Raw genomic sequence first — 26,142 nt, 5'->3', positions numbered from 1 at the left:
GTTCAGGCGGCAGCCAGATTGGCGGCCACGAACTCCCAGTTCACCAGCTTGTCGAGGAAGGTAGAGATGTAATCCGGGCGGCGGTTCTGGTAATCGAGGTAGTAAGCGTGCTCCCACACATCCATGGTGAGCAGGGCCTTCTGGCCATGCGCCAGGGGCAGATCGGCATTGCCGGTCTTGGTGATCTTGAGGGTGCCGCCATCCAGCACCAGCCAGGCCCAGCCGCTGCCGAACTGAGTGGCGCCGGCAGCTTTGAACTGCTCGGTGAACACATCAAAACCGCCGAAATCAGCATTGATCTTGTCGGCCAGAGCGCCGCTTGGGGCACCGCCGCCGCCGGGCTTGAGACCCTGCCAGTAGAAGGTGTGGTTCCAAACCTGGGCGGCGTTGTTGAAGATGCCCGCCTTGCTGGCGTCGCCGGCCACAGCCAGGATCACCTCGTCCAGTGATTTTCCTTCCAGATCGGTGCCTTCCACCATCTTGTTGAGATTGGCCACGTAGCCCGCGTGGTGCTTGCCGTGGTGGAACTCCAGGGTCTGGCGGGAGATGTGCGGCTCGAGCGCGTCGAGTTCGTAGGGAAGCGCGGGCAGCTGGTGAGCCATTGGTGGGTCCGAAAGAAGATGAAGAGCGGAGACGGGCTGACGCGTGGAGCGATCCGCGGAGCGAACCCTTCCGCCGGTGTGAACCCGCCCGCTGGTGTGATCATTTTAACAATCACACCCATCATCACGCCCTGAAGGCGGGGGGGCGAATCAGCCGCCGACGCGCAGCAGCTCCACTTCGAAGGTGAGGGTGGCGTTGGGGGGGATGACGCCGCCGGCGCCGCGCTCGCCGTAGGCCAGATCAGGCGGGATCACCAGCTTGCGCTTGCCGCCCACCTTCATGCCGGCCACCCCTTCATCCCAGCCCTTGATCACCCGGCCAGCGCCGAGCGGGAAGCTGAAGGGCTGATTGCGGGAATAGCTGCTGTCGAATTCCTTGCCATTCTCGAGGGTGCCGCGGTAGTTCACCAGCACGTTCTGGCCGCTGATCGCTTCAGCGCCTTCACCGATGCTGACGTCAATGATGCGCAGCCCGCTGGGGGTGACCCGTTCCTTGGCTGCCACCATCTCACCGCCGAGAGCGCCGGCGCCACCTCCCTGGGCCACGGAGGAATCGGTGCTGGAGTCAGAAGCCATGGAAAAAAGTGTGGGGTTGGGGTCGTCGGGGTCGAGTTCGAAGCGGTTCACGGCCATGGCCGCAGCAGGCTGCGCGGTGCCGGCTGCCGCAGCATTAGCGGTGGGGGCCGCAGTCGTGAGCGCGGCACTTGTGCCTGCCGCCTCCACCGTGCTGGGGGCCACCAGCTGGCTGACAAGAGCCACCAGCAGGAAGGCGACGCAGAGGGTCGAGCTGATCAGGATGTCGCGCATGGCGGACGGGCGGGTCAAGGCACAAACGGTGGCAGGCCCGATTCTGCCAGCGGGCACTGCGGTTTCCGGCCGAGGTCGCATTCAGTCGCTGCTGTCCTCCGTCTCCCGGCGGGCGCGCAGGGCCTGCTCGAGCCGGTCGATGCGACCACGCAGCTCGTCCACCTCCCTCTGCCGCGCCAGCCCCAGGTCCTGGAGAAACGACTCCACGTTGCGCTCCACCGTGCGGCCTGCCTGTTTCTCCAGCTCGGGGTTGTCTCCCCGCAGGGCTCGCAGCACGTCATCCACCAGGGCGGTGGCCTGGCCGGGATCGAGCCGGCCGCTGGTCACCCACGACTGGGTGACGCTGCGCAGCCGCTCAGCCACCATCGAACTGGTGCCGAGCCCACGCAGCAGCAGCTGTTGCAGCAGATTGTCCCGTTCCATGGCGACAACGTTCGGTGCCCCATCCTGGTCTCCCGCCCTGGACCCAAGCCATGGGCGATGACCGGCCGCTGCCCTGGGCCACGCGCCCGCTCACGGCTCCCTTCACCGCCGTCTTGGCGGGTGCGCTGGCGGGCGTGACGTTCGCCCCATGGGGCTTTCCGCCCCTGCTGTGGCTGGCGTTGGTGCCGCTGTGGGGGCAGACCACGCCGGCTGGCGCTGCCCTGTGGGGGGCGGCGGCGGTGCTGGTGAGCCACCGCTGGCTGCTCTGGCTCCATCCGCTCGACTGGGTGGGGGTGCCGCTACCGCTGAGCCTGCCCCTCTGCCTTGCCCTGTGGGGTGCCCTGGCGGTGCTCGGTGCCGCCCTGGTGGCGCTGTGGAGCCTGCTGGTGCGCCGCCTCGATCCGCGTCGCTGGAGCACGGCTTTGCTGGCGGCCGCGCTCTGGGGTCTGGCGGAAGTGACGCTGGCCACCGGGCCGCTGTTCTGGATCGGGCTCGGGGCCTCGGCCCTGCCCGGCGACCGGCCCCTGGCCGGGCTGGCGGCACTGGGCGGCAGTGGCCTGGTGGCGGCGGTCCAGCTGTTGATCGGCTGGGGTCTCTGGCGGGTGCTGGCCGGCGGCCCGCAGCGGCGGCGTCGCAGCGGTGTGCTCCTGGCGGCCTCGATCCTGCTGCTGCACCTGATCGGCTGGAGCCAGCTGGGAGTTTTGGAAGGTCAGCGCCAGAGCACTGGTCAGAAACCGGACCAGCGACTGAGCCAGATCCCGGCCAAGCACACTGCAATCCAGCACAGCGAGGCCGTAGACCTGCGGGAGCTCGTGCTGGTGCTGCAGCCGGCGATTCCCACGCGGCGCAAGTTCGACGCCGATCAGCAACTCCTGCTACGCCGCCGTCTGGCCGCCGCTCAGGCGGAGGCGATGCAGCGGCAGGTGGATCTGCTGGTGCTGCCGGAGGGGGCTCTCGCCCTGGGGCAACACCTGCCGGCAACGGGGCCGGTGGAGGTGCTCAGCGGTGGCTTCCGGCAGGTGGGAGAAGAGCTGCGCAGCAGTGTGCTGCGCTTCCCGCCGGGCTCCCTCCAGCCCGTGTCCGCCCTCGACAAGCACCGGCTGGTGCCGCTTGGGGAATGGGTGCCGCTGGCGCGTTGGTGGCGCTGGGCCGGCCTGTCGGCAGTGGGCGGGGTGCAGCCCGGGGCGCCCTCGCGCCTGTTGCAGCGGCCGGGGGGCGCGCTCGCTGTGGCCATCTGTTACGAGCTGGCGGACGGCCGGGGGCTGGCGGCCGCCAGCCGCGCCGGAGCCGGCTGGCTGCTGGCCACAGCCAACCTCGATCCCTATCCCCCGCTCTTGCAGCACCAGTTCGCGGCCCTCAGCCAGCTGCGTGCGATCGAAACGGGCCGCTGGCTGGCCAGTGCCGCCAACACCGGTCCGAGCCTGGTGGTGGACCACCACGGAGTGATTCGCCAGCGGCTGGCCGCCGGGCATGCCGCCACCGGCCTGTTCGCGCTGGAGCACCGCACGGCGTGGACCCCCTACGTGCGCTGGGGCGAACTGCCCCTGCTGGTGCTGGCGCTGGTCGGCGGCGTCTGTCGGGCGGCAGCCATAAAAAAAGCCCCGCACAGGGCGAGGCTTGAAGGTTGATCAGGAAGAGACCGAAGGCCGCTTCGTTGAATCAGCAACTAGTGAATTCAGTACCGGCTCAGTAACGGCTGCGGCCGCCACCACCACCGCCGTAGCCGCCGCCGCCACCACCGCCGCCGTAGCCACCGCCACCGCCACCGCCGTAGCCGCCGCCACCACCGCGATTGCCGCCGCCACCGCCGCCGCCACGCGGCTCAGCTTTGTTGACGCGGATCATGCGATTCATCCATTCGACGTTCTGGAGATCGTCGATGGCTTTCTGTTCTTCGGCATCATTGGCCAGTTCGACAAAGGCAAAACCGCGCTTCCGGCCGGTTTCCCGATCGAGAGGCAGGCTGCACTGGCGAACTTCCCCGTACTGACTGAAGAGGTCACGGAGATCCTCCTGTTCGGCATCGAACGAGAGGTTGCCTACGTAGATTGTCATTGAGCTGAGAAAAAACTTGAACGGATCCGTCGACGTCTTGAACAGACTTGTGGACTGGCCAGGGATCTAGGAATCAACCAAATCGTACAGGAGCTCGCCCCGTACGTCCGTCCAAGTCTCCCCGTCGTCGCGGTGTGTTTTCTACCCATTGCCAGCCCTCCTCCATGCCACTACGCCAGCAGCTTCTCGACGCCCTGGAGCGGCCCGGATCCATGGCCGACGACGCACTGCTGGCCCTGATCCAGGGGTTGGAGCAGGAGGCGCCCGCCGATCTGGACCGCCAGCTGGAGCAGCTGACAGGCGTGTGGGAACTGCGCTGGAGCAGCAGCCAACTGCCTTATCTCAAAGTGGCGCCCTGGCTGGAGAACCTGCAGGTGCTGCTGCCGCAACGGGGCCAGGCGATGAACCTGCTGCGACTGGCGGGTCCCCTGGGGCCACTGGCAGCCATCGGCGTGCAGGCCCGCATCGCCGTCACCGGCGCCCAGCGGGTGAGCGTGACCTTCGAGCGGGGTGGTTGGCGCGGGCCCGAGCTGGCGGGCCGTCGGCTGGAGCTGTTCCGCGCCGTTCAGCAGGGATTTCCCGCCTGGCTGGATGTCACGTTTCTTGATGATCAGCTGCGCCTCAGCCGCGGCAACGCCGGCACCGTGTTTGCGCTGCGCCGCCGGCCCGATCTGGATCCCGACATGTTTCTGGGCGCCCTGGACCACCGGGCGGACGCCGCCCCATGACCCCCGCCACCCGACCGGGCCACACGCCAGCGTGCTGGCACCGGCCGGCTGACCATGTCAGGTTGTGACCATGAACCGGTTCCCCGACCTGCCACCCGAGGTGCTGCTGATGGAGCCCCGGCATTTCGAGGAGTCGCTCGACGCTGTTCAGGCGGTGCGTGAGCGTAAGACGGTGGTGCTCAACCTCACCGCGATGGCGCCCGAGGAGGCGCAGCGGTCGGCGGATTTCGTCTCCGGTGGCGTGTTCGCGCTCGATGGCCACCAGGAGCGGCTTGGCGAGATGGTGTTCCTGTTCGCTCCCAAAGGGGTGGGGGTGACCCGCGACGTGGGCGGTGGCGGCTGATCTGTCTCAGTCCTCCAGCACCTGCTCGCGCAAGGTGAGCTCCACAGCCAGGCCGGGTGCCTCCGCGTGAGGCGCCACCAGCACGCGGTGGCAGCCCGCCTCCAGCACGAACGCGTCGCGGGCCTCATCGAAGTAGGCCAGACGCCGCAGCGGAATCCGCAGGGTGAGCGGCAGCGTCTTCCCCGCTGCCAGGCTCAGGCGCTGAAAGCCCACCAGCTGCCGCGCCGCCCTCGGCAGCCGCAGGCCCGGGGGCTCCACGTACACCTGCAGCACCTCGTCGCCTGGCACTGCCGCGGTGTTGTGCACCACAAGCGACACGGCCAGCATCTGCTCGTCGGGCCCTTGCGCCTGCGGCACCTGCTCCTCCGGCACGAGCCGGGCCGCCAGCCCTTCATGGGTGAAGGCCGCGTAGGACAGACCCCAGCCGAAGGGGTAAGCGGCGACGTGTCCCTGGCGGCGCAGGCGGCGGTAGCCGTGCCAGAGGTCGTAGGTGAGGCGCCGGGCCCGGGGATCGAATGGCGGCAGGTGCGCTTCGCTGCTGGGCAGGGCGAACGGCAGCCGGCCTGAGGGGGACACCCGCCCGAAGATCACATCGGCCAGGGCCGCGCCCCCCTGCTCGCCGGGATACCAGAGCAGCAGCAGCGCCGGCACCAGCTGCCGCCACTCCTCACACAGGATGGCGCCGCCGCCCATCAGCACCACCACGGTGCGGGGGTTGGCGGCGGCCACGGCCCGGATCAGGCGCAGCTGCGCCGCAGGCAGACCCAGGCAGGTGCGGTCGCCGGAGGCGAAGTGACTGCCGGGCCGGGCCGAGCCCTGCCGCGCCAGGGCCGCGATCAGCCGCGTCAGCTGGCGCCAGAGCGGCGTGAGCCGCCGCCAGCCCAGCCAGCGCACCAGCGCGGCGGGAGGCGGCACCTGCTCGAGCACCGGGGCGATGTCGCCCGGGTGGATGTGCTCGCCTTCGTTGCGCCAATCCAGACCCACCACCACCACGGCGGCGTCGCTCGCGGCGGCCAGGGCGGCGGCGGCAGCCAGGTTCCGCCCCTCCTCGTGACGGATGGCCATGGCGGGAGCCGCCGCCCGCAGACCCGCCAGCGGTGTCACGACGCTGCCGGGTGCGGGCCGGGTGTCGGAGGAGCCCCGGTCGCCCAGGTTGGGCTGCGCCGCCAGCCGGCCGATCACCGCCAGCGAGCCAGTGGCGGCCAGCGGCAGCAGCGGCCCCTCATTGCGCAGCAGCACGATCGCCTTGGTAGCCGCCTCCCGCGCCAGCGCCAGGTGATCCGCGCAGCGTCGCAGTGTGACTGGGTAGCGGCCGGCGGGCACGGCAAATTGAACCCGCAGCTGGCGCAGCACCGCATCGTCAATGCGCGCCTGCAGGGCGGCGCTGAGGGGGTGACCCGCTGCCGGCCCCAGGCTGCCCGCCAGGATCATCGGAAAGGGCATCTCCAGGTCGAGGCCCGCCTGCAGGGCGCGCGGCCCATCGCGCAGGCCGAAGATGAAATCCGTGACCACGAACCCGCGGAAGCCCCAGCGGTCTTTGAGGATGGCCTGCAGTAGCAGCGGGTGCTGGCCGCACCACTCGCCGTTCACGCTGTTGTAGGCGCTCATCACCGAGCCGGCGCCAGCGTCGACGCAGTCGCGGAAGTGGGGCAGGTAGAGCTCATGCAGCACCCGCGGGCTGGCCTGCACATCCACCAGGAAGCGGCAGCCATCGATGGAGTTGAGCGCGAAATGTTTGACGCAGGCGATGGTGTGGCGCTGCAGTCCGCGGGTCAGGGCGGCGCCCATGGCCCCCACGTGCACCGGATCCTCGCCATAGGTTTCCTGGGCGCGGCCCCAGCCGGGATGGCGCAACAGGTTCACGCACACGGCTCCCACCCAGTTGGCGCCGAACGAGCGGGCCTCAAGACCGATCGCCACGCCGATCCGTTCCTCCAGCTCCGGATCCCAGCTGGCGCCACGGGCGATCGGCACCGGGAAGGTGGTGGCGCCGCCTTCGAGCACCACCCCACGCGGTCCATCGACGAAGTGCAGCCCGCCGATCCCCAGCCGGGGCACCACGCCAGCCGGCCATGGATGGCGGTGAGACGCGTCCTGGGTGGCGATCTCCGCCATCCCCGACCAGAACGGGGTGTCGCCATCGAGGCAGCCGAGCTTCTCCGCCGGGCTCATGCGCTCCAGCAGGGCGCGGGCTGTGCGCTCAATGGCCGCGGCGGGTCCGGCGCGGCCTTTGAACAGGTGGGGGCGAGGCGGCGCCATGGCAGGGGGGTGGGCTCACTGTTCATGGTGCAGCCATTCCCAGCAGCAGGCCGCAGGCCGGCACCAACATCGACCTGGCGCTGGTGGAGAGCGGCCACGCCTTCGTGTTCCGCCGTTTCCTCAACCAGTGCGACGCCAAGGCCTACCTGGCGGCGGAGCAGCAAGCCATCCGGCGCCGTGGCGGCGTCTGGCAGGTGCCGGGGGGCCTCAGCCGCCCGTGGGACTTCAGCCGCGAACGGCGCAGCGGCGTGACCTCCCTCTCCGCAGATGGGGCCATGCAGGCTGCCAAGGAAGCCATGTTGCTAAGCAAAGACCTGTCAACGAACGCTGAGTGAGCCATGAGCAGAGCATGGTGGCCCAATGTGGTGCTTCCCGAAGTCAGGAGCACGTCATGCCAGTGATGCCAATGGTGCTCAGAGATTCGCTGGCCAATGCAAGAATTCGGCATTGCCGTCTGAGAGATCGACTTCACTCTGCGGCCAGGTCAATGAGAAGAGGATGAATCTGGCTTGGTTCTCTACTCTCATTGCTGTATTCATCGGCTTCGTTTGCTTTTTTTTCAGCGGTGGATGGGCGGCACATCCTTGTTGTGCCAAGGGTGAATTCCTTACCCATGACCCGATGCCCGGCGCTGCGTCTGTCCCTTCTCCACATGGCTGACCCGTCCTGATCGCTGACGCGCCCAGCTCGCGCACCCGCACGACTCGCCTGTGCCCCCCCAGCTGCCTTTGGCCCCCGGCCACAGCCTCAGCCCAGCAGGCTGGCTTCCACGGTGAGGCCAGGCCCGAAGGCCAGGGCCACCCAGGGGCGGGGAGCGTTGCTGCGGCGCAGCCGCTCGAGGATGAACAGGATCGTGGCCGACGACATGTTGCCGAACTGGCGCAGTACGGCGGCCGAGGGCGCGATCTGGTGGGGCTCCAGCTCCACCGCCGTGGCGACCGCCGCAAGGATGCGTGGCCCGCCAGGGTGCAGGGCCCAGGACCCGATGGCGGCGAGGGGTTGCCCTCGGGAGCTGAGCCATCGTTCCAGCCAGGGGCGCAGGTGGGTAGCCACGGCCGCCGGCACCTTGGTGGAGAGGGTCATCTCGAAGCCGTGGTCGGCGATGGTCCAGGACATCAGATCGCTGCTGCCCGGAATCAGGGTGGAGCCGGAGGCCAGCACCTGCAGCGGCGGGGCGTCAGCGGCTGCCCCTGCCGCTCCGGCAGCCCCCGTGGCCACCAGCGCACCGGCCCCGTCGGCGAAGAGGGCGTTGGCCACCACTTTCTCCGTATCCCAGCCGTAGTGCATGTGCAGGCTGCAGAGCTCCACGGCGCAGAGCAGCACGCAGGCGTTCGGATCGGCTTCCACGAAGGCCCGCGCCACCCGCAGGCCGTTGAGCGCGCCGTGGCAGCCCATGAAGCCCACATGGGTGCGTTCCACATCGGGGTGGAGGGGCAGCTGGGCCATCAGGGCCAGATCGAAGCCCGGCGCCTGGAACCCCGTGCAGCTCACCGTGACCAGGTGGGTAATCCGCTCTGCAGCCAGGTCGGCATCCGCCAGAGCCCGGCGTGCCGCCTCCAGCGCCAGGGGTTCAGCATGGGTTTCGAAGGCCCGGAGCCGCGCGCCGGTGGAGGGGCTGCTCTCGCCGTAGAAGGGCATGCGGCCATCGATGCCCGCCTCGTGCTCCGCCGACTCCAGCAGCACGCTGTGGCGCAGGTTCACCCCGGAGCGCCGCTGGATGCGCGCCAGCAGGGCCGCCCTCTCCGGTGTGGAAGCAGAGATGCGCGCGGCCATCGCCGCCGATTCCGCCGGGCTGATCCGGTGGCGGGGAACGCTGGTGCCGACGCCGAGGATCGTCAGGGGCATCGCAGCAGCCGTTGCGGCAGGGAAGGCAGGCGAGACGCTGCCCAGAACAGGCCCCGGCTGCTGGTGGGGTGGCGCAGCGCCAGGGCCAGGCCACGACAGAGCAGCTGCCGGCGGCCGATCCGTTGCCGGTGCAGCTCACGCCAGCGGCGCTCGATCTCCGGCTGCCAGCTGCCGGTGCCCTCGAGCACCAGCGGCGTGGCGGCGATGGCGGCGGCGAGGGCCCAGCCCATGCCTTCTCCAGTGAAAGGCTCCACATAGCCGGCGGCATCGCCGAGCACCAGGAAGCGATGGCCCGCCAGGGGGGTGGTGCGGCGACTGAGCGCCGGTGTGCTCTGCCAGGCGGCCTCCGCCAACTGGGGAATGGCGGGAAAACCGGCCTCCGCCAGCACCTGCCTGGCCGCCGCCGCGGCGCCTCCACACTCCTGCAGCAGGGCGCGATCGAAGGCCGCTGCCAGGTTGAGGCTGCCGTCCTCCACCCGCACCAGGCCCACGTATCCCTGGCGGCCCACCGCCATGTGAATGGTGCCCTCCTCCCAGCGGCTGTGGCTCCCCGCCAGCACGCAGCCGGCCCCCAGCCGGGAGCGGGGGCTGATGCGGGTGTGGGCAGAGGGCTCGTGCTCCAGGCTGCGGTTGGCCAGCCCCGCCGCCACCAGCACCACGGACGCCTGCACCAGCTCCTGCCGCTGTCCCTGCCGTAGGCAGACGCTGCGGGTTTGGGTACCGGTGCGGGGGGTGACGCCACCCAGCTGCGCGGTGGTGTGGGGGCGGAACACGGCACCGGCGTTGACGGCCGCCTCCACCAGCGCCTGATCGAAGCGACCGCGGGAGAGGGCCCGCCCCGGCGGCAGGGCGCAGGTGGTTTCCCGTCCGCCCAGGCCGAGCCGCAGCCGCCGCAAGGGTCGCCCGCCCAGGTGTTCGAGCAGGTGGCCCTGGCCCACGGAGGCGAGGGCCGCCTGGGCCTGGGCGTTGAAGCAGGAGCCGCACACCTTCCAGCGCGGGAAGCTGCGCTTCTCCACCAGCAGCACCGTCAGACCGTGACGGGCCAGATCCAGGCTGGCCAGGGCGCCGGCGGGCCCGGCCCCGATCACCAGCACGTCCCAGGGCTTGCCCGGTTGGCGTTCAACCACGGGACCAGCTCAGCAGGTAACGCTCCGGCCAGCAGCGCTGGATCCTGGCGCCGCTCAGCCCGGCCCGATCAGCCACGGCCGCCACCTCAGCGGGCTGGAAGGCCCCTTGCACCGACAGCGGTCCATCGGTGTGGACGATCCAGGAGCGGCTGAGCAGCCGGGTGCCGGCCCAGGCCAGGCCATAGCCGAGCGGGCTGCGAATCAGGTCGTTGACGAGCACGAGGTGACGGGCCCGGCGGGCCATCAGGGCCAGCAGTACCTCGGCGTCGTGGTCGCCCAGGTGGTGCAGGAACAGGGAGGTGATCACCACGTCATAGCCAGCGGGCGCGGCTCCGTCCGGACCGGAGGGCAAGGGATCCGCCAGGGCATCGGCCTGGAAGAAGCGCGCCGCGGCGCCGCGGCGTTCCGCATTGGCGCGGGCGATCGCCACAGCGCTGGCGCTGATGTCGCAGCCCTCCAGGATCAGCGGCAGCTTGCTGCGCCGGGCCAGCAGGGCCAGATCAATCACGGTGTCACCGCCGCCGCAGGCCAGATCGAGCACCCGCAGCGGCTGGTCTGGCTGCCGCGCCGCCAGCGCCGCGATCGGCGCGAACAGGGAGGCGGAACAACGGCTCAGGGCATTGATGCGGCGGAGACCCGCCAAGGCCCGGGCGTGATCGACGGGGTCGATGCCCGGCTGATCCATCACTTCAGGTATCCGTTCCCTGCGGCTCAGGGCGTTCAGGCTCGGCATCGCCTCGGCTTGTCCTGAGAGGGCATGCACGAATGATGGCGACGCCGGGTGGGCAGAGGGCGTCGTGCGGGGTTCCTCGTTGATCCGTGCGGCAGGGCAGCACCCCTGCTGACCGAGGGCTGGCAGCGATGGCAGAGCTTTTCCGAAGGCGTTGAGCAAACGCCGCACCCAGAGCATCCGTTCAAGTGCCTGGGCGTGAAGCTCCTGCGGCCTCAACCAAACCAGTCACGGAGATCTCAGAGATGCATCGGTTGCGGAGCACCCGGCTTGTGTCGAGGCACCCTCCACAGCCTTGATGTGGAGATTGGCAGCACCAGCCATTGGAGCGGTGTGATCCAGCCATTGTTGAGAAGCTCGATCACCGGCTACAGCCGTGACGACCACCGCCCAGCACCTTCTCAATGGACTCATCGCCGGACTGGCTGCGGGGCTCACCCTCGCTCCTCCGGCGCAAGCCGCCGAGCGGCTCGGGGCCATCCCCGCAGTCTTCCGGGGCCTCTGGATGGCAGAGGCGCGGCACTGCACTGCCACGCAGAGCGACGAGTCGTGGCTTCGCATCGAGGCCGATCGCCTCAGCTTCTACGAGAGCAGTGGGCCGGTGCTAGCGGTGGCGGGAGAGGGGCCCGATCGGATCGGCGTGATCATCGCGCTCTCCGGGGAAGGCAGTACCTGGCTGTACCTCGGCCTGCTGAGCCTGGATCCGGGCGGAGACCGCCTGCGGCTGGTCAGCACGGGGGTGGAGGGTGAAGTGCTTCGGGTGCGGTGTGAGACGCGCTGAGTCAGCTTCAGGGCTGGTTGACGTTGCACTCCCGCAGGCTCCCAGCGATCGCAGTGATCAGGTTCCCAGCCTCATTGCGCCAGCCGCTGCGGAACTTAAAGCCCAGCACCACCGTTTCTCGATTCTGAAGCCGCAGGGCGTAGACCTCGGCGAAGGAAGGAGCGGGAATCGAGGTGGAGAAGGCCAGCCCTTCAACACTGCGCTCCAGCAAGTGGCGCTGAATCGGCCTTCCCTGATGGGCCTGGCCGGCGAGGAACACCGTTGCCACGTAGGCACGCAGTTCGGCCGGGGTCATGCCGGCCTTGGCATCGGTGACGTCAAGCGGAAAGCGAACAGCGGTGAGGCTGAAGCGCTCGCTCTGCGCGTCGGCTGCCGGCGGATGCACCACAGACACAGCATCGAGACCCACCGATAAGGGGCTAGAGAGGGCGCGTGGGGAACGGAAGCAGAGACCCTGCAGCGCCACGACCTTGTCGGGCCGGGCTGGAGCCTCACCTGGTGAAAGCACCAGACACAGAGCGAAAGCAATACCGGCGGCAGCAGGGCAACAGTTTCCCTTCAGAAAGGCAGCCTCTCGCCTGGCAGCCTGAAACAAGCAGGCCCTCCAGGCATGACTGAACCATGCGCGGAACCAGCGGGACGGTGTCACGACGATGCTCCATCCGTGGTTACCAGCATCCTCATCCAAAGGGTTCTAGGACGCGCCTCAACTGGGTCCACCTCGAGTGAACTCTTGAGCTTGCAGCTACTTGACCTCGCGCCTACGGCGATCAGTAGCAGACGATCGAGGCCGGGCCCCAATGGACTGTCGAAGTCTTGCTGCCCGTACGCAACAGCATGGCAGCATCATCAACCACGCTCTCCATCATCCCGCCGAAGTGAACTGCATCGCCCTGCTCATCCGTCGCTGCCAGGGTTGGAGCACAGACCTGGCATGCCAGGGGGGCTGGGCACCCGAAGGCGCACGGCACCAACGACTAGCCGGCGGCCGCCGCGCCCTGCGCCCCCTGTGGTGATCGCCACCAGCTCCCACTGTGATCCAGCCCATCGCGCTGAGGTCTTGAACCGATCAGTCCATTCATGCCGATGAGCAGAAGCAACAGCTACGGCGTGATCACTTGATGAATCCATTCGGCAAACTCCACCGAGAGCTTGATGGTCATGTCAACTCGGTCGATGAGACCTGGTCGCTCGCCATCCGCTGGTAGTAGCAGGACGATCCGTTGGCAATTCGGCCGCACCAATCCACCGTGGCCCGACGGTAAACAATGTTCGTAGATCCAGGCCCACAATTCACCTCCCGCAGAGCCGACCAAGATCAACACCTTCCTCCTGACGGAAACAAACAAGAGAAGGCCTAAGGCCACGCCTGCCCAGGTGAAGTAGTCAGCGTATAACTTCAGCTGCCGTGCTGGAATCAGAGTACTGTTGCAGAACGCTTGGCAATGACGATCGGACCACTGCGGAGGGCGCTGGTCAACGTCCTCATCAGCCACTTGAGCTTGTTGTGAGCCTCAACGCCTAACTGGATCTCCCCAAGAACTGGACAGCCCTCTCTCCCAATCCTTATCTGGTTTCGCGCGGCAAACTCAGCTGTTTGACACAAAGCCTGGAGACCAACCAACTCAGGGGCTTACTCATCTTGTGCATTTCCAGGAAGATCATCTCAACTCGAATCGAAGTTGAACTCGAACCACCATCGAAGGCCTGAAGTAGAGCTATCCGCCTGGTGCAACCCGAATGAGTCAGATCTCATCAAGCCACACCTCCCATACAGACCCAAGGAGCACCTTTTCGGGGATGCCTGCAGCGAAGGCACTCAACCACAGAGCTGGCACAAGAACGCACCACATTGTTCGGGGCGCTTAGGGGCGCTTGATTGCGAGACCCGAGCGCAGCACTGGCCGCTGAACATGACCTGAATCTGACAAGCCATGGTGGGCAGCGATTTGGATACGTTGCGGAGGTCCTCAAGCTACGTGCGGCTGTCAATCGCGCAGGAGGGGATTCGAAAAAGAACTCTCTGCTGACCGAAAGGGATGGCCCAACCGGAATACCTGCTGGAGTGCGATGAACAACTCTCGGTAGTGAAGTCAACTGATGCCCAGCAGGCCGCGGATGAAGGCCTCACCGCCGAACAGAACAACAGGTACCGATCAATGCTGAGGCTCGCAGCCGCTTGGTGCAGCAGCAGCCCATGCTTCGGGGAGGGGCTTGGGACAACCACGAGCATGGGGTCTTGATCAGGCTCCAACGCAAAGCTCAGCAGTCTGCACAGGGCATCCCAGCAGCCGGAGTGCCAGCTCCACCTGCGCCTTGCCCACGCACACACGTTCACTGCCGCCAAAGGGCTCCAAGGCAATGGGCTCCAGGGTGCGGCGAAAGCCCCCCACCGGCGAGGTCAGGCGCCTGAAGCCATTATCATTTGAGGACACGACTTTTTGGCTTCAGGCGGAGGGCTGGTTGCGACATGATGCAGATCTCGGCAGAAACGAGAAATGTCGATTGTCACAAGTGCGACTGGGTTCCATGGCAGAGATGATTGCGGCTGCAGCTAATTTTTCATTTCCAAGCATCCATTCTCTTCGCAAGTCCTGGGGGCAATGAAATGCTTGCCTTTGTTTTGTCGCGGCTATTCACTCATACGCTTCTCAGTGGTGTCCTGGGAGCGATTTTGGGTGTTGCTATTGGTGTTGTCACTGGGGCACTTCGGCGATCAATTCCAAGCACATTCGCAGTGAGCATAAGGGGCGCTTTTTTAGGCTGCATCCTGGCTTGCAGCAGCCCACTGATTTGCACCCCTGGCTCCCTGGAGTCATGGGGAGCGGGGGGAGGGCTGGGATCATTGTCAGCACTGGTAAGCCTGGCTTTCATTGCCTTGGGAGGGCTAATTGGCGGACTGACTGCAAGCACATTTGGATACCGGTGGGTGATGAGAATGAAACCCAGATTCTTTGCCTGGACGATGAGCGGCATTTACATCTTCATGGCAGCTTCTCTTGCATATGGCTATCTCCGCTATTGCTTCGTTGGGTCATCGTATTGTTAAGCTCTACTCTTCCGTCAAAATCCGAGGCCGATCACAAAGGTCAGTTATTGGTATGGGATCTGGATGCGCCACATCATCCAAGCCGAAGATGGCGGGATGTTCTTTGCTTGAGCCAGGGAGAGCCGTCGCTACTGAATCGAACTGTTAGCAAGGGCTGCAGGCGAGCACATCGCCGGAGATGGCATCGGGGCTGCTTTGAGTCGCCACCATGTTGTTCATGCCAGGAGGTGATCATGTCGCTGTTGGGAAGGGAAGCCACCCGGCGGGCACGCACACTTGGGCAGTTCGGCTCAGATGGGCCAGAAGCCACTCCCAGCACTGTGCCATCCACAGCGTCGTGCTCACTCATCAAGCGGATCGCCACTCGCTGACAATGCTAAAGCGCCCGCATGCATCAGTTCATTCACTTCATCGGCAAAGCCGATGCCAGGGAAAGACGTCGTCACCATGCTGCGCAGGCGGTGATCAATTGTGCGCGTCCCAACAGTGTTCTGCACTGATCAGGGGGGACCTGATTCGCGTCATGACGATCGACGCAACACGAGCCTGCCGATGTGTCTGAACATGCCGTTCTCCCTGGCCGGTGTCGCACGGCGGTGACATCGGGTCAGACGTCAACCAAGGCCTTGCATTGCACTCCGGGAGCTACTTGATGCTGATGAAGCCCAGCTGATCCTCAATCAAGGCGCTGCAGGTGGGAGCCTTCTGGCGCACCACCTCTGCGGCGATGCGCATGAGAACGTCCATTCTCCGCCCGACCGCCCATGGATAGCAGGTGTTCCATTCACTGATGTCGCCGATCAAGATGGATGCAACGGTGTCGCCACCGCAGAACTCCCAGTAACAGGAGATGGTGTTGATCCCTTCGTGGTAGACGACAACCCCGCTACGCCCGTTGTCGCTGATCTCCACCCACCATGGTGCAGAGAGGCTCCCGGTCACCGGCTGGCCGGCTCCAGGATGCGGTGGGAGGGAACCTCATGGAGAGCCATCAAGCGACGCTCAATGGTGGCTCCATTGGCCTTCATCCAGGCCGCCGTGGTATCTCCCACTTTTTGCCCATAGATGCGATGGCTGTAGATCACCGCAGTGCCACGACCATCTGCCAGCCTGAATCGCGCAAAGACAGCCTCGATAAAGTTACGAACAGGGAAAAGAACGACGATCAGATGTTCTGCGGGCTTCACGGCAGTGCGGGGAATCGATAAAGTGCGAACCACCACGGCCTTGTTCTGCTTGTAGTTATCGAGCACCCTATTGGCAACATTGGCCAGCCCATCCCCATCGCTGACATCTGGGTACGTGTTGATGGTTATCATGTCCGTCCAGCGACTGAGGTCAGTCTGATCAGATGGAGTGAACTCATGCTGATGTTTTGACGACCATCGAAGGAGATAAGTCTGATCAGCAAACTTCATCGTCAACGGAGAAGCTGGCGGCCCACCTGCCGCATGCGAGGCGATCGGCACAGTCATCATCAATACAGCTGTCAATCGAATCAAGCCACGAAGGTTGCGCATGCCACTTATGCGGGAATCTCACCGGGAAAGGCCCGAAGACAATCTTCAGGAACATGGGCAGGATACGCACTTGCGGTGCGCAGTAGCAGCAAGCGGCGACGTGCGGCTTCGAAGAGATGATGAAGAGGCTGTGAAGAAACCTTGGGGCTGACACTCATCCAGGCAAAACATCCCTTGCGCCATCTCAGCATCGGGCAGGGCCACGAACGCATCAGGCTGCCGTGTTAAGCCGCTTCGCTCGACATGATGGATGGTGCGGCCGTTCCCGGTGGGATCAAGGATCGTCAGCAGCACGCCCTGATTCACTTGGGAGAAGGTGCAAGAAGTCACGACGGGTCAATCCGTATGGAGGCGTGCCGCTGATTGATCTTCAGGTTCAAGATCCGGCAGCTCACTGAAGGACCCGCTCGGGCATGAGCCCTGGACCAAAGGCCTTGGACATCACTGACGCTTCTCCCGATTCCCCGGAGACTGCGCTTGCCGCCGCGCTGGGCGTGGCTTTGGGTAACGGGTTAGCGGTAGGCCGCAGTGGGCGCCGGAGCCTCACAATGGGATCGATACTCATCCTGGGCGCCATGACCATGCCGGATCTCAGCGCAGAACAGCCGGCCGGCGACCTCGATCTGCTACGCATCCTCTGCTGTGTCGCCTGGTCCGATGGGGAGATGTCTGAGCAGGAGCGAAGGCTGCTCAAGAAGCTGGCGGAGCGCACGGCAGCGGCAGATGCCGGCCCAGAAGCCGCTTCCACCGCTGTGGATGCCCTTGCGGCCGAGGCGCTGGGGCCGGAGGCACTCGAGACGCTTCTGCCAAGGATCACCACGGCCGATGACCGGCAGCTGGCCGTGAAGCTTGCGTATCAGGTGCTTCGCATCAGCCGGCGACCGGAAGACACCTCGAGCATCAATACCGATGAGAAGTTGGCGTACCGGCGGCTGGTTGAGGGTCTGAAGATCGACGACCGAGAGATTCTCGAAGCCGAATGGGCGGCGGAGCAGGAGCTGACCCAGCCGCCCGGCCTACTCGCCTTCCTTGCCAACCGCTTTCGAGGCCTGGGGGCCTGGGCAGACACCGACCAGCTGGATACTCCAGGCGCAACGCGCCCCTGACCAGCTTGGCTAGGTGGCGGGTTGGACCCGAGCCACCAAGACCCAGAGGGCGAAGGTGCAGGTCCTTCGTTCGGCAATGGACAGGCAGGCAAGTCGATCCTTAAGGGTCAGCATCTCCTCTGCAGTTCCAGGGAGCGCCTTGCCAGAGAGATCTACGGCAAAGGCACTCCTGTACAGCGTTTGGTACAGGAGTGCCAGCCCAGTGACGTGGGACGCTCAGGGCCGCTTGATGCCGAGCGCCTGGGCGCCGTACTGCTCGCTGAACATGGCCTGGATCTGCCAGGCCCTCAGGAGCGTTTTGGACACCTTGCGCAGGTCTTCCAACTCCGTGCAGTTGTCGATGGCGCGGGAGTGGGCTTCCACGAAGAACTCTCTGCTGACCGAAAGGGACTGGCTCATGGCGATGCCTGTTGGAGGGGGAGGAGCTGATCGGGGCAATGGGTTCAGCCGATGCCGAGCAGGCCGCGGGTGAAGGCCTCACCGCCGAGGGCGAATTCAGTGGCGAGCAGGGCGATGAAGCCGAGCATGGCCATACGGCCGTTGAGCTTCTCGGCGCGCTCATGGAAGCCCCAGCCGCTCTCGGCGCTCACCACTTCCATGCGGGGCTCGGTGGCGAAGGCATTGAGGCGGCCGCCGTCTTCGGTGGTGACGGTGGCGCCGCGAATGGTGGCGCAGTCAAGGGCGCTGGGGGCGGTGGCGGTGGCTTGGGCCATGGGGCTCTCGCTTGGGATGAGAGAACTGTAACAGACTGTTTCGGATTTTGAACAGATGTCGCTTCTGGGCGGCGATGGGGCCTTGCAGGTTGTACCGCCAATGCGCCGCGTTGTGGTTCCAGGGCGCTGCTGGTTGCTCCGCATGGGGCCTGCAGGTGCTCTGCCAGGTTCGTTGCACCCGGGCGACCTTGCGGAACCAGTGCGGGTGCCCAGCCCGCCGAGAGCCTGCGGCGCTCACCCCTTCCGCCTTCCTCCTCCACTTTCTCCGCCCACCTGCTCTGCAACGGCCCCATTCAGACGGGAGTTGCCGCTCAGGACGGCGCGTCCGCAGTGGATGACGGCCTCGCCATGGTTTGGCCTGTCGCTCCCCGGCGGCTGGCGCGCACCCGCAGGCCCTGCTTCGGGGTGGGGCTGGGGATCACCACGAGTGTGAGGTCCTGATCGGGCTCCAGCGCAAGGCTCAGCTGCTTGAGCAGCCCCACCGCCAGCAGCCGGATCTCCAGTTCCGCCAGCGCCTTGCCCAGGCACACCCGTTCACCGCCGCCGAAGGGAAGCAGGGTCACCGGTTCCGCCCCTTCCAGATACCGCTGGGGCCGAAAGGTTGCCAGGTCGTCAGGGTCAGCGCCGTGGCGCTGACTGGCGCTGATGCTCACCTGCACCACCCGATCCGCCGGCACCCGCACACCCGCCAGGGCGATGGGCTCCCGGGTGCGGCGAAAGAAGCCACCCACCGGCGGTGTCAGCCGCATCACCTCCTTCACCACCGCCTCCAGCCGCGGCGCCCGCACGGCGTCGTAGGCGTTCACGGCCTCGCCTTCGGCCGGTGGCCAGGGCAAGCCGTCGAGTTCCTCCCGCAGCCAGGCCAGCTCAGCGGGATGCTGCAGCAGGGTGAGCAGCAGGCAGCTGAGCGCGGAGGCGGTGGTCTCGTAGCCGGCGAACAGCAGCAGCAGCAACTGCTCTGCCACATCGTCGTCGGCGAGGGGGAGGCCGGCTTCATCAAGGCCTCCAGCCAGCAGATCGAGACCGCCGGCGCTGAGGGGGGCTCCGGGAGCGGCGGCGGCCTGGGCGCTCTGAAGCACGGCGCCCAGGCGTTGCAACAGGCGCCTGCGGGCCTGACGGGCGCGGGCGAACGGGCTGCCGGGCAGGGCGAACGGCAGGGAGAAGAGGCCCTGGCACCAGATCTCGAAATCCACGAACAGGGCCTCGCGATCGACCGCATCGAGCCCCAGCACGGTGCTGGCGATCACGCTGAAGGCGAAGCGCCGCAGCTGCGGCACCAGGGCCAGCGGCGCTTGGGCACCCAGCAGGTCCTGGTGGAGCACCTCCACCTGCGCCACGATCGCCGGGCTGTAGCGCTTCAGGGCAGCGGCAGCGAACAGCTGCCCCACCACCCGCCGGCGGGCCTTGTGATCCGCACCATTGCGATTGGCCAGCGACAACGGCCCCAGCAGCTCCCGCACACTGTCCGGCCACCAGCCCTGGACCGCGTCACCCTGGGCGAACAGATCGCTGATCGCCTGGTCGCCGCGGATGAACACGGTGCACTGTCCCAGCAGGCTGGTTTCGTACACATCCCCGTAGCGCTCGAAGCGCTTACGGGCGAAATCGGGATCACGGAAAAAGGCGATGGTTTCGAGCACGCCGCTCACGGCTGGCGTGCACGGCAGGGGCTGAAGGGTGGCGGAATCGAGGAGCAAGCGACCGGATCCAAGCGGTGCCCAGGCTGGCAGTCAGCTGAAAGCGGCGCGACGCCATCACGCCTGCCAGCTCCAGGGCGGCCACACCCGTTGGGCCTCAAGCCCTGCTGCGATTGAGGGCGGAATCACCTGATCCTGCTGCTGCACATCCGCTGCAGGTGGCTATGCAACGGCTGAGTTTTTCGCACCGCCATAACGATGCCGGGGTTGGTCGTTGCGCGACATCCTGCCTAGACCACCCATAGCCATCCCCACGGATCTGAAGCGGCCAGGATGAACTCGCCAACGCTCAGGCCACAACCCAGCGATCCGCCCGGGCCGCACCACAACCAAGACAACCGCCACCTGCCCGCGATCGGTGGTGAAGCGGGTGAAATGGCCAAAGATCCGATCTGCGGGATGGTGGTACCGAAGGCCACAGCTCTTTCGACGCAGAGAAATGGCCGCAGCTACTACTTCTGCAGCCAGAGCTGTCTGCAGACGTTCCGCAATCCCGACCGCGAATTGCGCGTCCTGCGTCGCCGCGTCGGCTTGGTGATCGGCGGGGTGTTGGCGCTGGCGTTGTTGCGGGCCGGGGCGTTCCTTGCTCTGGCGGCAGGCATCAGTTTGATGGCGTGGGTGCCGTTGCCGGCTCTGCCCTGGATGAGCTGGGGGAGGTGGCTGTTCGTGCTCGCCACCCCGGTGCAATTCATCGGCGGCTGGTCGTTCTATGCCGGCGCCTGGGCGGCCCTGAAGCGCCGCGCCCTCAACATGGACGTGCTGATCGCCCTCGGCACCTCTGTTGCCTACTTCTACAGCGTGGTGGTGGTGTTCGTGCCCACCTGGCTGCCGGTCGGTGTGAGTGATCGCGACGTCTATTTCGAAGTATCGGCGGTGGTGATTGCCTTCGTGCTGCTGGGCAAGTTCATGGAGGAAAGCATCAAGCAACGCTCCTCGGCTGCGGTGCGGAAGCTGCTCGATCTCCAGCCCGCCACCGCCACGGTGATCCGGGACGGCATGGAGCTGACCGTTCCTGCCGACACCGTCGCCATCGATGAGCAGGTGCTGGTGCGCCCGGGCGAGAAGATTCCCGCCGATGGGGTCGTGACCGCAGGCAGCAGCTCGGTGGATGAGTCGTTGCTCACCGGTGAATCCCTGCCGGTGGCCAAGTCCGTGGGCGCCGAGCTGATCGGTGGCACCGTGAATGGCCGGGGGGTGCTGCGTTTTCGTGCCACCCGGGTGGGATCCGCCACCGCCCTGGCCCAGATCGTGCACCTGGTGGAAGAGGCTCAGGCCAGCACGGCCAGCGTGCAGCGCCTGGCAGATCAGGTCACCGGCTGGTTCGTGCCTGCCGTGGTGTTGATCGCCGTCGCGGCATTCGTGATCTGGACACTGGCCGGCCAGTTCAGCAGCGGACTGCTGGCCTTCATTGCCGTGCTGGTGATCTCCTGCCCCTGTGCCCTCGGCATCGCCACCCCGGCGGCGCTGATGGTGGGAGTGGGCAAGGCCGCCGAGCAGGGCATCCTGATCCGCAGCGGCGCCGTGCTGGAGCGGGCCGAGCAGCTCACCACCGTGGTCTTCGACAAGACGGGCACGCTCACGCAGGGCCGGCCGATCCTCACGGATCTGATCGCCCTGCCGGGCAGTTCGGAGCGGGACGTGCTGCAACTGGCAGGGTCACTGGAGCATGGCTCGGAGCATCCCTTGGCCGGGGCCATCGGCGCGCGGTGGCAACGCACGGCGTCGATCTGCTGCCGATCGACCACTTCGAGGCCCGGGTCGGCGAAGGCCTCACCGCCATGCAGGGGGGAGAGCCGGTCTGGCTGGGGAACCGGCACCTGGCCGCTCGCTTCATCGGCGACCTGCCGGAAGCCCTGCAGCAACAACTGGGCGACCTTGAGCTCGGTGGACGCACGTCGATGCTGCTGGGCCGGGCGACGCGCCTTCTCGGTCTGCTGGCCGTGGCCGATACGGTCAGGCCTGAGGCCGAGCAGGCTGTGGCCCAGCTGCGTCGCCATGGCGTGCGGGTGATCCTGCTGAGCGGCGATTCCCGCACCACCGCGGAGGCCATTGCCGCGCAGCTGGGCATCAGCGAGGTGATCGCCGAAGTGCGGCCCGCCGAGAAGGCTGGAACGATCAAGTCGCTGCAGCTCACGGGGCAGAAGGTGGCGATGGTGGGGGATGGCGTCAATGACGCCCCGGCCCTGGCCACTGCCGATGTCGGCATCGCCATCGGCTCCGGTTCGGATGTGGCCAAAGAAGCTGGCGACATCATCCTGATCGGCAACGATGTGCGGCAGGTGGTGACGGCCATCGGACTGTCGCGGGCGACGATGCGCAAGATCCGCCAGAACCTGTTCTGGGCATTTATCTATAACGGGATCGGCATCCCGATCGCCGCCTTCGGTTGGCTCAATCCGATGATCGCCGGTGCGGCCATGGCCCTGAGTTCGCTGTCGGTGATCGTAAATTCCTCCTTGCTGCGACGTTTTCGGGTGGCTTGATCGGTGTGCGTGCCGTCCGTGCACATCCGGCCGTGGCAGCCGTTGGCGTGAACACTGAAGCCTTCGCGGGTCGCAGTGGTTGCCAGTGTCATTCCGACGACCTGGAGCCCGACGGATCAAACAGACACCGAACGAACGGATACCGATCCAACGGGCACCGATCCAATGAAGCAATGACCCGCAGCCGCGGCCAACTTTTCACAGCGTCTCCATGCTGAGCAGAGGCAGATGCGATGGAGAAGAGTTGATGAAGAGGCACCGACTCGTAACCGGCCGCTTCCATCCGATGGCGTTCCGATGGGCCGTGGTGTTCCGATGCACTGCCACAGCAGGGCTGGGGGCGTTCGTTCTGATGCTGGGAGTTCCAGCGTTTTCCCAGCCCCCAGCGCCATCCAGCTCACCGGGGCCAGGGCCGGGAGCAGGGATGGGAGGTCCGGGGGGGATGGGCCGGATGGGTGCCCGGTCGATGGATCAACACTTCATCGTGATGATGATTCCTCACCACGACGGCGCGATCGCCATGGCCGATCTTGCCCTCAGCCGCGCCACCCGTCCCGAAATCAAAGAGCTGGCCCGGAGCATCAAGAACAGCCAGACGAGCGAAAACGCTCAGATGCGTGCCTGGTACCGGCAGTGGTTCGGCCAACCCGTGCCCAACTGGAACCAGGGCACACGCCTGGGCAGGACCGGGGGCGCAGGCGGCGGCATGGGGATGGGGCAGATGGGCGGGGGCACGGATCTCACCGCCTTGAGCACAGCCCCGGACTTTGATCGTGCCTTCATCGAGCAGATGATTCCCCACCACCAGATGGGCGTGCGAATGGCAACGATGGCCCAGGCCAACAGTCAGCACCAAGAGCTGCGCCTGCTGCAGCAGGCCATGGTGAAGGCCCAGAGCCAGGAGATTGAGCAGATGAGGCAGTGGTACAGGAGTTGGTATGGCTCACCCTGACTCCCCCAGTGAGAGTGAGGGCAGTGTTCAGCCAGCGGGCTGAGCCTTCACGGTGATGGTCAGATGGCCGTCGCTGTCGCGTTGCAGGGCGTAGAGCTGTTGCTGCATCAGCCCCTGCAGTTGCTGCACAGCTTGTTGCTCCTGGCGGCTGGGGTGGCGTACGGCTGAATGGAGCAGCCGCAGGCCCAGACCGGCGCTGCCGATCACCCCCAGAGGGCCCATCACCACGGCCAGGCCTGGCACCAGCATCAGCGCCACCGCCAGCACCACCGACATCGGCAGGGCGCCTGCCGCCACCAGGCCGCTGTTCTGCAGGATCTGCAGCAGCCGCTCCTGACGCGCCGCTGCGCTGCCATTGATCAGTTCATCGCGGTGCACCAGCAGTTGATCCACGGCGGCGATCGCCGCTGAATAGGCGCCTGCCTCGACGGCATTGCCGAGGGTGCGCTGCCAGAACTCCGGCGTCTGAGCTGCGGCGATCAGACCATCGAGATGGTTGTCGCCGCTGGCGCGAAGGCGCTCCAGCCCGGTCATGTTGGCGCTGCCCCGGGCGATGTTGACCGTGCCGTCCTCCCAGATGGCATTGGCGGCCTCCGCCGCCCGGTGGGGCGCATTGGCCTGGCTCTCCAGGTGAGACCAGTGCTTGCCGAGGGCATCACCACCTTTGAGGAACGCGTCAACAGCAGCGGTGCCGTAGTGCTCCAGTTCGCCTGGCAACCTGGCCAGCAGATCCGCCGCTGCCACGCCGTGATTGGTGGTGGCGGAGCTGATCCGGCTGATCAGCTGGGGATCGACGGCGATGTTGTGGAGCTCACTCAATGACGCAGCAACCGCGCCGCTCGCCATGGCCAGCACCTTGCTGCTGCGAGACAGGCCATGACGCAGCTTCTCGGTGGCGGCGGCACCGGCGGCCAGTCCCGCCTGGGTGAAGGTGGAAAGATCGGCCATCGCCCGGCATCGATTGACCTTCATTTTCACTGGTGTTTTCCTCTGCTGGGGCCAACGGCCTGTCGTTTCCTTCCCTGTGGTTCACGAGCATGATCTGGCGCACGATTCGGCCGGGATGGCCTCACCGTTGCGTGCAATCCATCCCCTGCAGGCCTGACCATTCCGCCGGAACCGATGCCTAGGCTTCCCCTCAGCACCCCAGCTTGAGCGCTGCCTGCCTCCAGGTTTCAGGAACAGCATCCGCGCACGTCCGTGACGCCGTCCCTCCAGGCGGCTGCCCTGACGCCACTGTTGCTGCTGCGGCTGCGCTGCGCGGGGCGGGGCTGCATTCCGTTGTCGGCCGGGGTCCGTTTCGGTGGGGGTGGCATCGAACTCCTGATCCTGCTGGCACTGGTGGGTTGGCCGCTGCTGCACGCTGCGGTGCAGTCCGAACCCCGCGCCCGCTTGGCGGCGCCGCTGCCCCTGCCGCCGCCCGGCAGCTATGCGGTGCTGGTGGCCGACTGGGGGCTGCACTCCGCGATCGTGGTGGAGCAGCCACCGGGCTGGCGGCTTGGTCCTCCCGGCGCTGAGGCGGCTCCCTTCCTGGAGATCGCCTGGGGTGACCGGCGCTACTACGCCGCCGGCGATCGCCGCCCCCAGGCGGTGGCGGCCGCTCTGTTCCTGCCCACTGAGGCGGCGCTGTTCCTCGCTGGCCACCCCGATCCGCCGCTGCTGAAGGGAGCCGTCCGCGTGCATGAACGCCGGGTGGATGCCCCCACCCTGCACGCCCTGCTCACCAGCCTGGAGCGTTCGCTGCCCCGCAGCCCCGCCGGCGGCCGGCCCGATCCCCTGCCGTTGCCCGCGGGCCGCACCGCCCGTTTCCTCCCCGCCCACGGCGCCTATCTCTGGACGCGCAACTGCAACTGGTGGACGCTGCAGCGGCTCAGCGACGCCGGCCTCGCCGCCCCGCCACTGGGCGTGCTGTTCAGCCGCCAGGTGCCGGCGCATCTGCAGGGCTTTCAGCAGCGTTGAGCACCAGCACCAGCAGGCCGTGCCTACTGGAATCCCAGACCACAGGGCTGTGGGTCAATCATTGCTGTGATGCCCAACGGCTCACGAGGGCAAGGTGATGGCTACGTGTTGGTGATCAAGGAGCTATCCCAATGCTGAAGGCATCACAAGAGCTGGAGCATGCGATCCAGCGCGGAAAAAGCACCGCGCTATGCCAACCAGATCTGTTGGACGCTGTAATTCCGCCAGCCCTCCCCTTGCCAGCCGCTCAAGCCAATCCAGAAGACCAGCTTGCGGCAACGGCCTAGCCACTCATCACCCCAGCCCGCCCAGACGGATCAAGGCGCCCACCACCACGAAAGCGATCGCCAGGGCGGTGATGGCGCGGATGTGCCAGGCCAGGCCGTTGAGATTGTCGTCGTTGAGGGTGGGGATCAGCTGCAGCCGGGCGTGCAGGGCCAGGGCGGCCGTACCGGCCAGCAGCAGCAGTTTCACCCCCACGAGCATTCCGATCGGGTTCGCCGGGTTGAGCAGCCCGCGGAAGCCGGGCAGGTAGATCCAGCCCATCCAGGCGCCGGTGACCACCTGAATGGCCAGAGCGCTGAGCCCCAGCGGCTCGAACGTGTCCTCAAACGCGCGGATCTGTGCTGCCTCCCGCTCCCGCAGCGCCTTGGGCAGCACCCCCAGATCCAGCACCAGATGGCCACCGGTCCAGACCGTGGCCGCCAGGGCATGAACGATCACCAGCAGCGGAAAGGGCGACACGGCAGCTCCACGAGGCTGCTCCCACGATGAAGGCGTTCCGGCACGGGCGGCCATGGCGCAGCCCGGGGCGGTGGCGATGCAGCAGTTCCTGGGGATGCACAACGCTGCCGAGAGATGAACCGCCCTGCCGAGAACGCGACCCCCCGGCCGCCGATCACCGCCTACCTGTGATTGCAACGCTTAGGAGGCTGCTGGCCAACGTTTTGGGCCTTCCATCGC

25 protein-coding genes and 2 pseudogenes are annotated in these 26,142 nt (G+C 66.5%); 10 read left to right on the top strand and 17 right to left on the bottom strand.

Annotated features, from left to right (window positions below; translation table 11 throughout):
* Positions 1-2: 2 nt before the first annotated feature.
* The 3 genes from CJZ80_RS08980 to CJZ80_RS08970 all read right to left on the bottom strand — a co-directional run bounded on the left by CJZ80_RS08980 (position 3) and on the right by CJZ80_RS08970 (position 1,832).
* The gene (locus tag CJZ80_RS08980) at positions 3-602 is read right to left on the bottom strand and encodes a superoxide dismutase (RefSeq protein WP_094512664.1); all 600 of its coding nucleotides are present in this window, start codon (positions 600-602) and stop codon (positions 3-5) included.
* A 150-nt stretch (positions 603-752) separates the two neighbouring features.
* Positions 753-1,409: an FKBP-type peptidyl-prolyl cis-trans isomerase gene (locus tag CJZ80_RS08975; RefSeq protein WP_094512663.1), complete on the bottom strand. Its 657-nt coding sequence runs from the start codon at positions 1,407-1,409 to the stop codon at positions 753-755.
* An 81-nt stretch (positions 1,410-1,490) separates the two neighbouring features.
* Positions 1,491-1,832 carry a phasin family protein gene (locus CJZ80_RS08970; RefSeq protein WP_094512662.1) on the bottom strand — a complete coding sequence of 114 codons (342 nt, stop codon included), beginning with the start codon at positions 1,830-1,832 and terminating at the stop codon, positions 1,491-1,493.
* 50 nt (positions 1,833-1,882) lie between these two features.
* Between CJZ80_RS08970 and CJZ80_RS08965 the strand changes: the two genes are divergently transcribed.
* Positions 1,883-3,460, top strand: coding sequence for an apolipoprotein N-acyltransferase (locus tag CJZ80_RS08965; protein ID WP_094512661.1), 1,578 nt, complete (start codon positions 1,883-1,885; stop codon positions 3,458-3,460).
* Between the two features lie 58 nt (positions 3,461-3,518).
* Here the strand turns inward: CJZ80_RS08965 and CJZ80_RS08960 are convergent, their stop codons facing one another.
* Complete coding sequence (locus tag CJZ80_RS08960; RefSeq protein ID WP_094512660.1) at positions 3,519-3,887, bottom strand: RNA-binding protein; 369 nt, start codon at positions 3,885-3,887, stop codon at positions 3,519-3,521.
* Between the two features lie 164 nt (positions 3,888-4,051).
* Between CJZ80_RS08960 and CJZ80_RS08955 the strand changes: the two genes are divergently transcribed.
* Both CJZ80_RS08955 and CJZ80_RS08950 read left to right on the top strand, forming a co-directional pair.
* On the top strand, positions 4,052-4,615 hold the full coding sequence (locus tag CJZ80_RS08955; protein WP_094512659.1) for a PAP/fibrillin family protein: 564 nt from the start codon (positions 4,052-4,054) through the stop codon (positions 4,613-4,615).
* 61 nt (positions 4,616-4,676) lie between these two features.
* Positions 4,677-4,934 (top strand): annotated as a pseudogene (locus CJZ80_RS08950) (cell division protein SepF); the annotation flags it as partial.
* A gap of 30 nt (positions 4,935-4,964) precedes the next feature.
* Here CJZ80_RS08950 and CJZ80_RS08945 read toward each other — a convergent pair.
* Positions 4,965-7,217 (bottom strand): beta-glucosidase, encoded by a 2,253-nt coding sequence (locus tag CJZ80_RS08945; protein WP_094512658.1) that lies wholly within the window; start codon positions 7,215-7,217, stop codon positions 4,965-4,967.
* Positions 7,218-7,252: 35 nt separating this feature from the next.
* Here CJZ80_RS08945 and CJZ80_RS08940 point away from each other — a divergent pair, with 35 nt between their 5' ends.
* Positions 7,253-7,552 (top strand): thermonuclease family protein, encoded by a 300-nt coding sequence (locus tag CJZ80_RS08940; protein ID WP_144036998.1) that lies wholly within the window; start codon positions 7,253-7,255, stop codon positions 7,550-7,552.
* A gap of 412 nt (positions 7,553-7,964) precedes the next feature.
* On the opposite strand, the gene CJZ80_RS08935 is transcribed toward CJZ80_RS08940, so the two are convergent.
* The 3 genes from CJZ80_RS08935 to CJZ80_RS08925 are packed head-to-tail and all read right to left on the bottom strand — an operon-like array spanning position 7,965 to position 10,922.
* The gene (locus CJZ80_RS08935) at positions 7,965-9,062 is read right to left on the bottom strand and encodes a type III polyketide synthase (protein WP_094512656.1); all 1,098 of its coding nucleotides are present in this window, start codon (positions 9,060-9,062) and stop codon (positions 7,965-7,967) included.
* Positions 9,053-10,189: an NAD(P)/FAD-dependent oxidoreductase gene (locus CJZ80_RS08930; RefSeq protein WP_094512655.1), complete on the bottom strand. Its 1,137-nt coding sequence runs from the start codon at positions 10,187-10,189 to the stop codon at positions 9,053-9,055. The genes CJZ80_RS08935 and CJZ80_RS08930 overlap by 10 nt, the downstream gene beginning before the upstream one ends.
* Positions 10,182-10,922, bottom strand: a complete 741-nt coding sequence (locus tag CJZ80_RS08925; RefSeq protein WP_094512803.1) for a methyltransferase domain-containing protein — start codon at positions 10,920-10,922, stop codon at positions 10,182-10,184. Before CJZ80_RS08925 ends, CJZ80_RS08930 begins: the two co-directional genes overlap by 8 nt.
* Positions 10,923-11,295: 373 nt before the next feature.
* Between CJZ80_RS08925 and CJZ80_RS08920 the strand changes: the two genes are divergently transcribed.
* A complete protein-coding gene (locus CJZ80_RS08920) occupies positions 11,296-11,700 on the top strand; it encodes a hypothetical protein (RefSeq protein ID WP_094512654.1) in 405 nt (134 codons plus the stop codon).
* A 7-nt stretch (positions 11,701-11,707) separates the two neighbouring features.
* Here the strand turns inward: CJZ80_RS08920 and CJZ80_RS08915 are convergent, their stop codons facing one another.
* The 4 genes from CJZ80_RS08915 to CJZ80_RS08895 form a co-directional block, all read right to left on the bottom strand.
* Positions 11,708-12,166: a hypothetical protein gene (locus tag CJZ80_RS08915; protein ID WP_144036997.1), complete on the bottom strand. Its 459-nt coding sequence runs from the start codon at positions 12,164-12,166 to the stop codon at positions 11,708-11,710.
* A 2,924-nt stretch (positions 12,167-15,090) separates the two neighbouring features.
* Positions 15,091-15,246 (bottom strand): hypothetical protein, encoded by a 156-nt coding sequence (locus CJZ80_RS15330; RefSeq protein ID WP_158217462.1) that lies wholly within the window; start codon positions 15,244-15,246, stop codon positions 15,091-15,093.
* A gap of 148 nt (positions 15,247-15,394) precedes the next feature.
* Positions 15,395-15,661 carry a hypothetical protein gene (locus tag CJZ80_RS08900; protein WP_094512650.1) on the bottom strand — a complete coding sequence of 89 codons (267 nt, stop codon included), beginning with the start codon at positions 15,659-15,661 and terminating at the stop codon, positions 15,395-15,397.
* A 26-nt stretch (positions 15,662-15,687) separates the two neighbouring features.
* Positions 15,688-16,269 carry a hypothetical protein gene (locus CJZ80_RS08895; protein WP_158217461.1) on the bottom strand — a complete coding sequence of 194 codons (582 nt, stop codon included), beginning with the start codon at positions 16,267-16,269 and terminating at the stop codon, positions 15,688-15,690.
* A gap of 575 nt (positions 16,270-16,844) precedes the next feature.
* Between CJZ80_RS08895 and CJZ80_RS08890 the strand changes: the two genes are divergently transcribed.
* Entirely contained in the window at positions 16,845-17,375 is a 531-nt protein-coding gene (locus CJZ80_RS08890; protein WP_094512648.1) for a TerB family tellurite resistance protein, read from the top strand.
* Positions 17,376-17,591: 216 nt separating this feature from the next.
* Here CJZ80_RS08890 and CJZ80_RS08885 read toward each other — a convergent pair whose 3' ends face one another.
* The 3 genes from CJZ80_RS08885 to CJZ80_RS08875 form a co-directional block, all read right to left on the bottom strand.
* Entirely contained in the window at positions 17,592-17,774 is a 183-nt protein-coding gene (locus CJZ80_RS08885) for a hypothetical protein (RefSeq protein ID WP_094512647.1), read from the bottom strand.
* A 44-nt stretch (positions 17,775-17,818) separates the two neighbouring features.
* Positions 17,819-18,088: a high light inducible protein gene (locus CJZ80_RS08880; protein WP_094512646.1), complete on the bottom strand. Its 270-nt coding sequence runs from the start codon at positions 18,086-18,088 to the stop codon at positions 17,819-17,821.
* 311 nt (positions 18,089-18,399) lie between these two features.
* Complete coding sequence (locus CJZ80_RS08875) at positions 18,400-19,785, bottom strand: cytochrome P450 (RefSeq protein ID WP_233132938.1); 1,386 nt, start codon at positions 19,783-19,785, stop codon at positions 18,400-18,402.
* Positions 19,786-20,058: 273 nt separating this feature from the next.
* Between CJZ80_RS08875 and CJZ80_RS15805 the strand changes: the two are divergent.
* From CJZ80_RS15805 to CJZ80_RS08865, 3 genes and pseudogenes are all read left to right on the top strand, one after another.
* Positions 20,059-21,444 (top strand): annotated as a pseudogene (locus tag CJZ80_RS15805) (HAD-IC family P-type ATPase); the annotation flags it as partial.
* A gap of 119 nt (positions 21,445-21,563) precedes the next feature.
* Positions 21,564-22,268 (top strand): cation-translocating P-type ATPase, encoded by a 705-nt coding sequence (locus CJZ80_RS15800; RefSeq protein WP_255374138.1) that lies wholly within the window; start codon positions 21,564-21,566, stop codon positions 22,266-22,268.
* A 466-nt stretch (positions 22,269-22,734) separates the two neighbouring features.
* On the top strand, positions 22,735-23,220 hold the full coding sequence (locus CJZ80_RS08865) for a DUF305 domain-containing protein (protein ID WP_233132937.1): 486 nt from the start codon (positions 22,735-22,737) through the stop codon (positions 23,218-23,220).
* A 27-nt stretch (positions 23,221-23,247) separates the two neighbouring features.
* On the opposite strand, the gene CJZ80_RS08860 is transcribed toward CJZ80_RS08865, so the two are convergent.
* A complete protein-coding gene (locus tag CJZ80_RS08860; RefSeq protein ID WP_094512645.1) occupies positions 23,248-24,168 on the bottom strand; it encodes a hypothetical protein in 921 nt (306 codons plus the stop codon).
* A 252-nt stretch (positions 24,169-24,420) separates the two neighbouring features.
* Between CJZ80_RS08860 and CJZ80_RS08855 the strand changes: the two genes are divergently transcribed.
* Positions 24,421-25,179, top strand: a complete 759-nt coding sequence (locus tag CJZ80_RS08855) for a DUF2459 domain-containing protein (protein ID WP_158217460.1) — start codon at positions 24,421-24,423, stop codon at positions 25,177-25,179.
* 294 nt (positions 25,180-25,473) lie between these two features.
* Here CJZ80_RS08855 and CJZ80_RS08850 read toward each other — a convergent pair whose 3' ends face one another.
* Positions 25,474-25,923 (bottom strand): CopD family protein, encoded by a 450-nt coding sequence (locus tag CJZ80_RS08850; RefSeq protein ID WP_233132936.1) that lies wholly within the window; start codon positions 25,921-25,923, stop codon positions 25,474-25,476.
* Positions 25,924-26,142: the final 219 nt, after the last annotated feature.

Source organism: Synechococcus sp. MW101C3 (assembly GCF_002252635.1).
Classification (GTDB): Bacteria; Cyanobacteriota; Cyanobacteriia; order PCC-6307; family Cyanobiaceae; genus MW101C3.
Note: the sequence above shows the minus strand (reverse complement) of the source record. Positions and strands in the feature narration are given on the sequence as shown.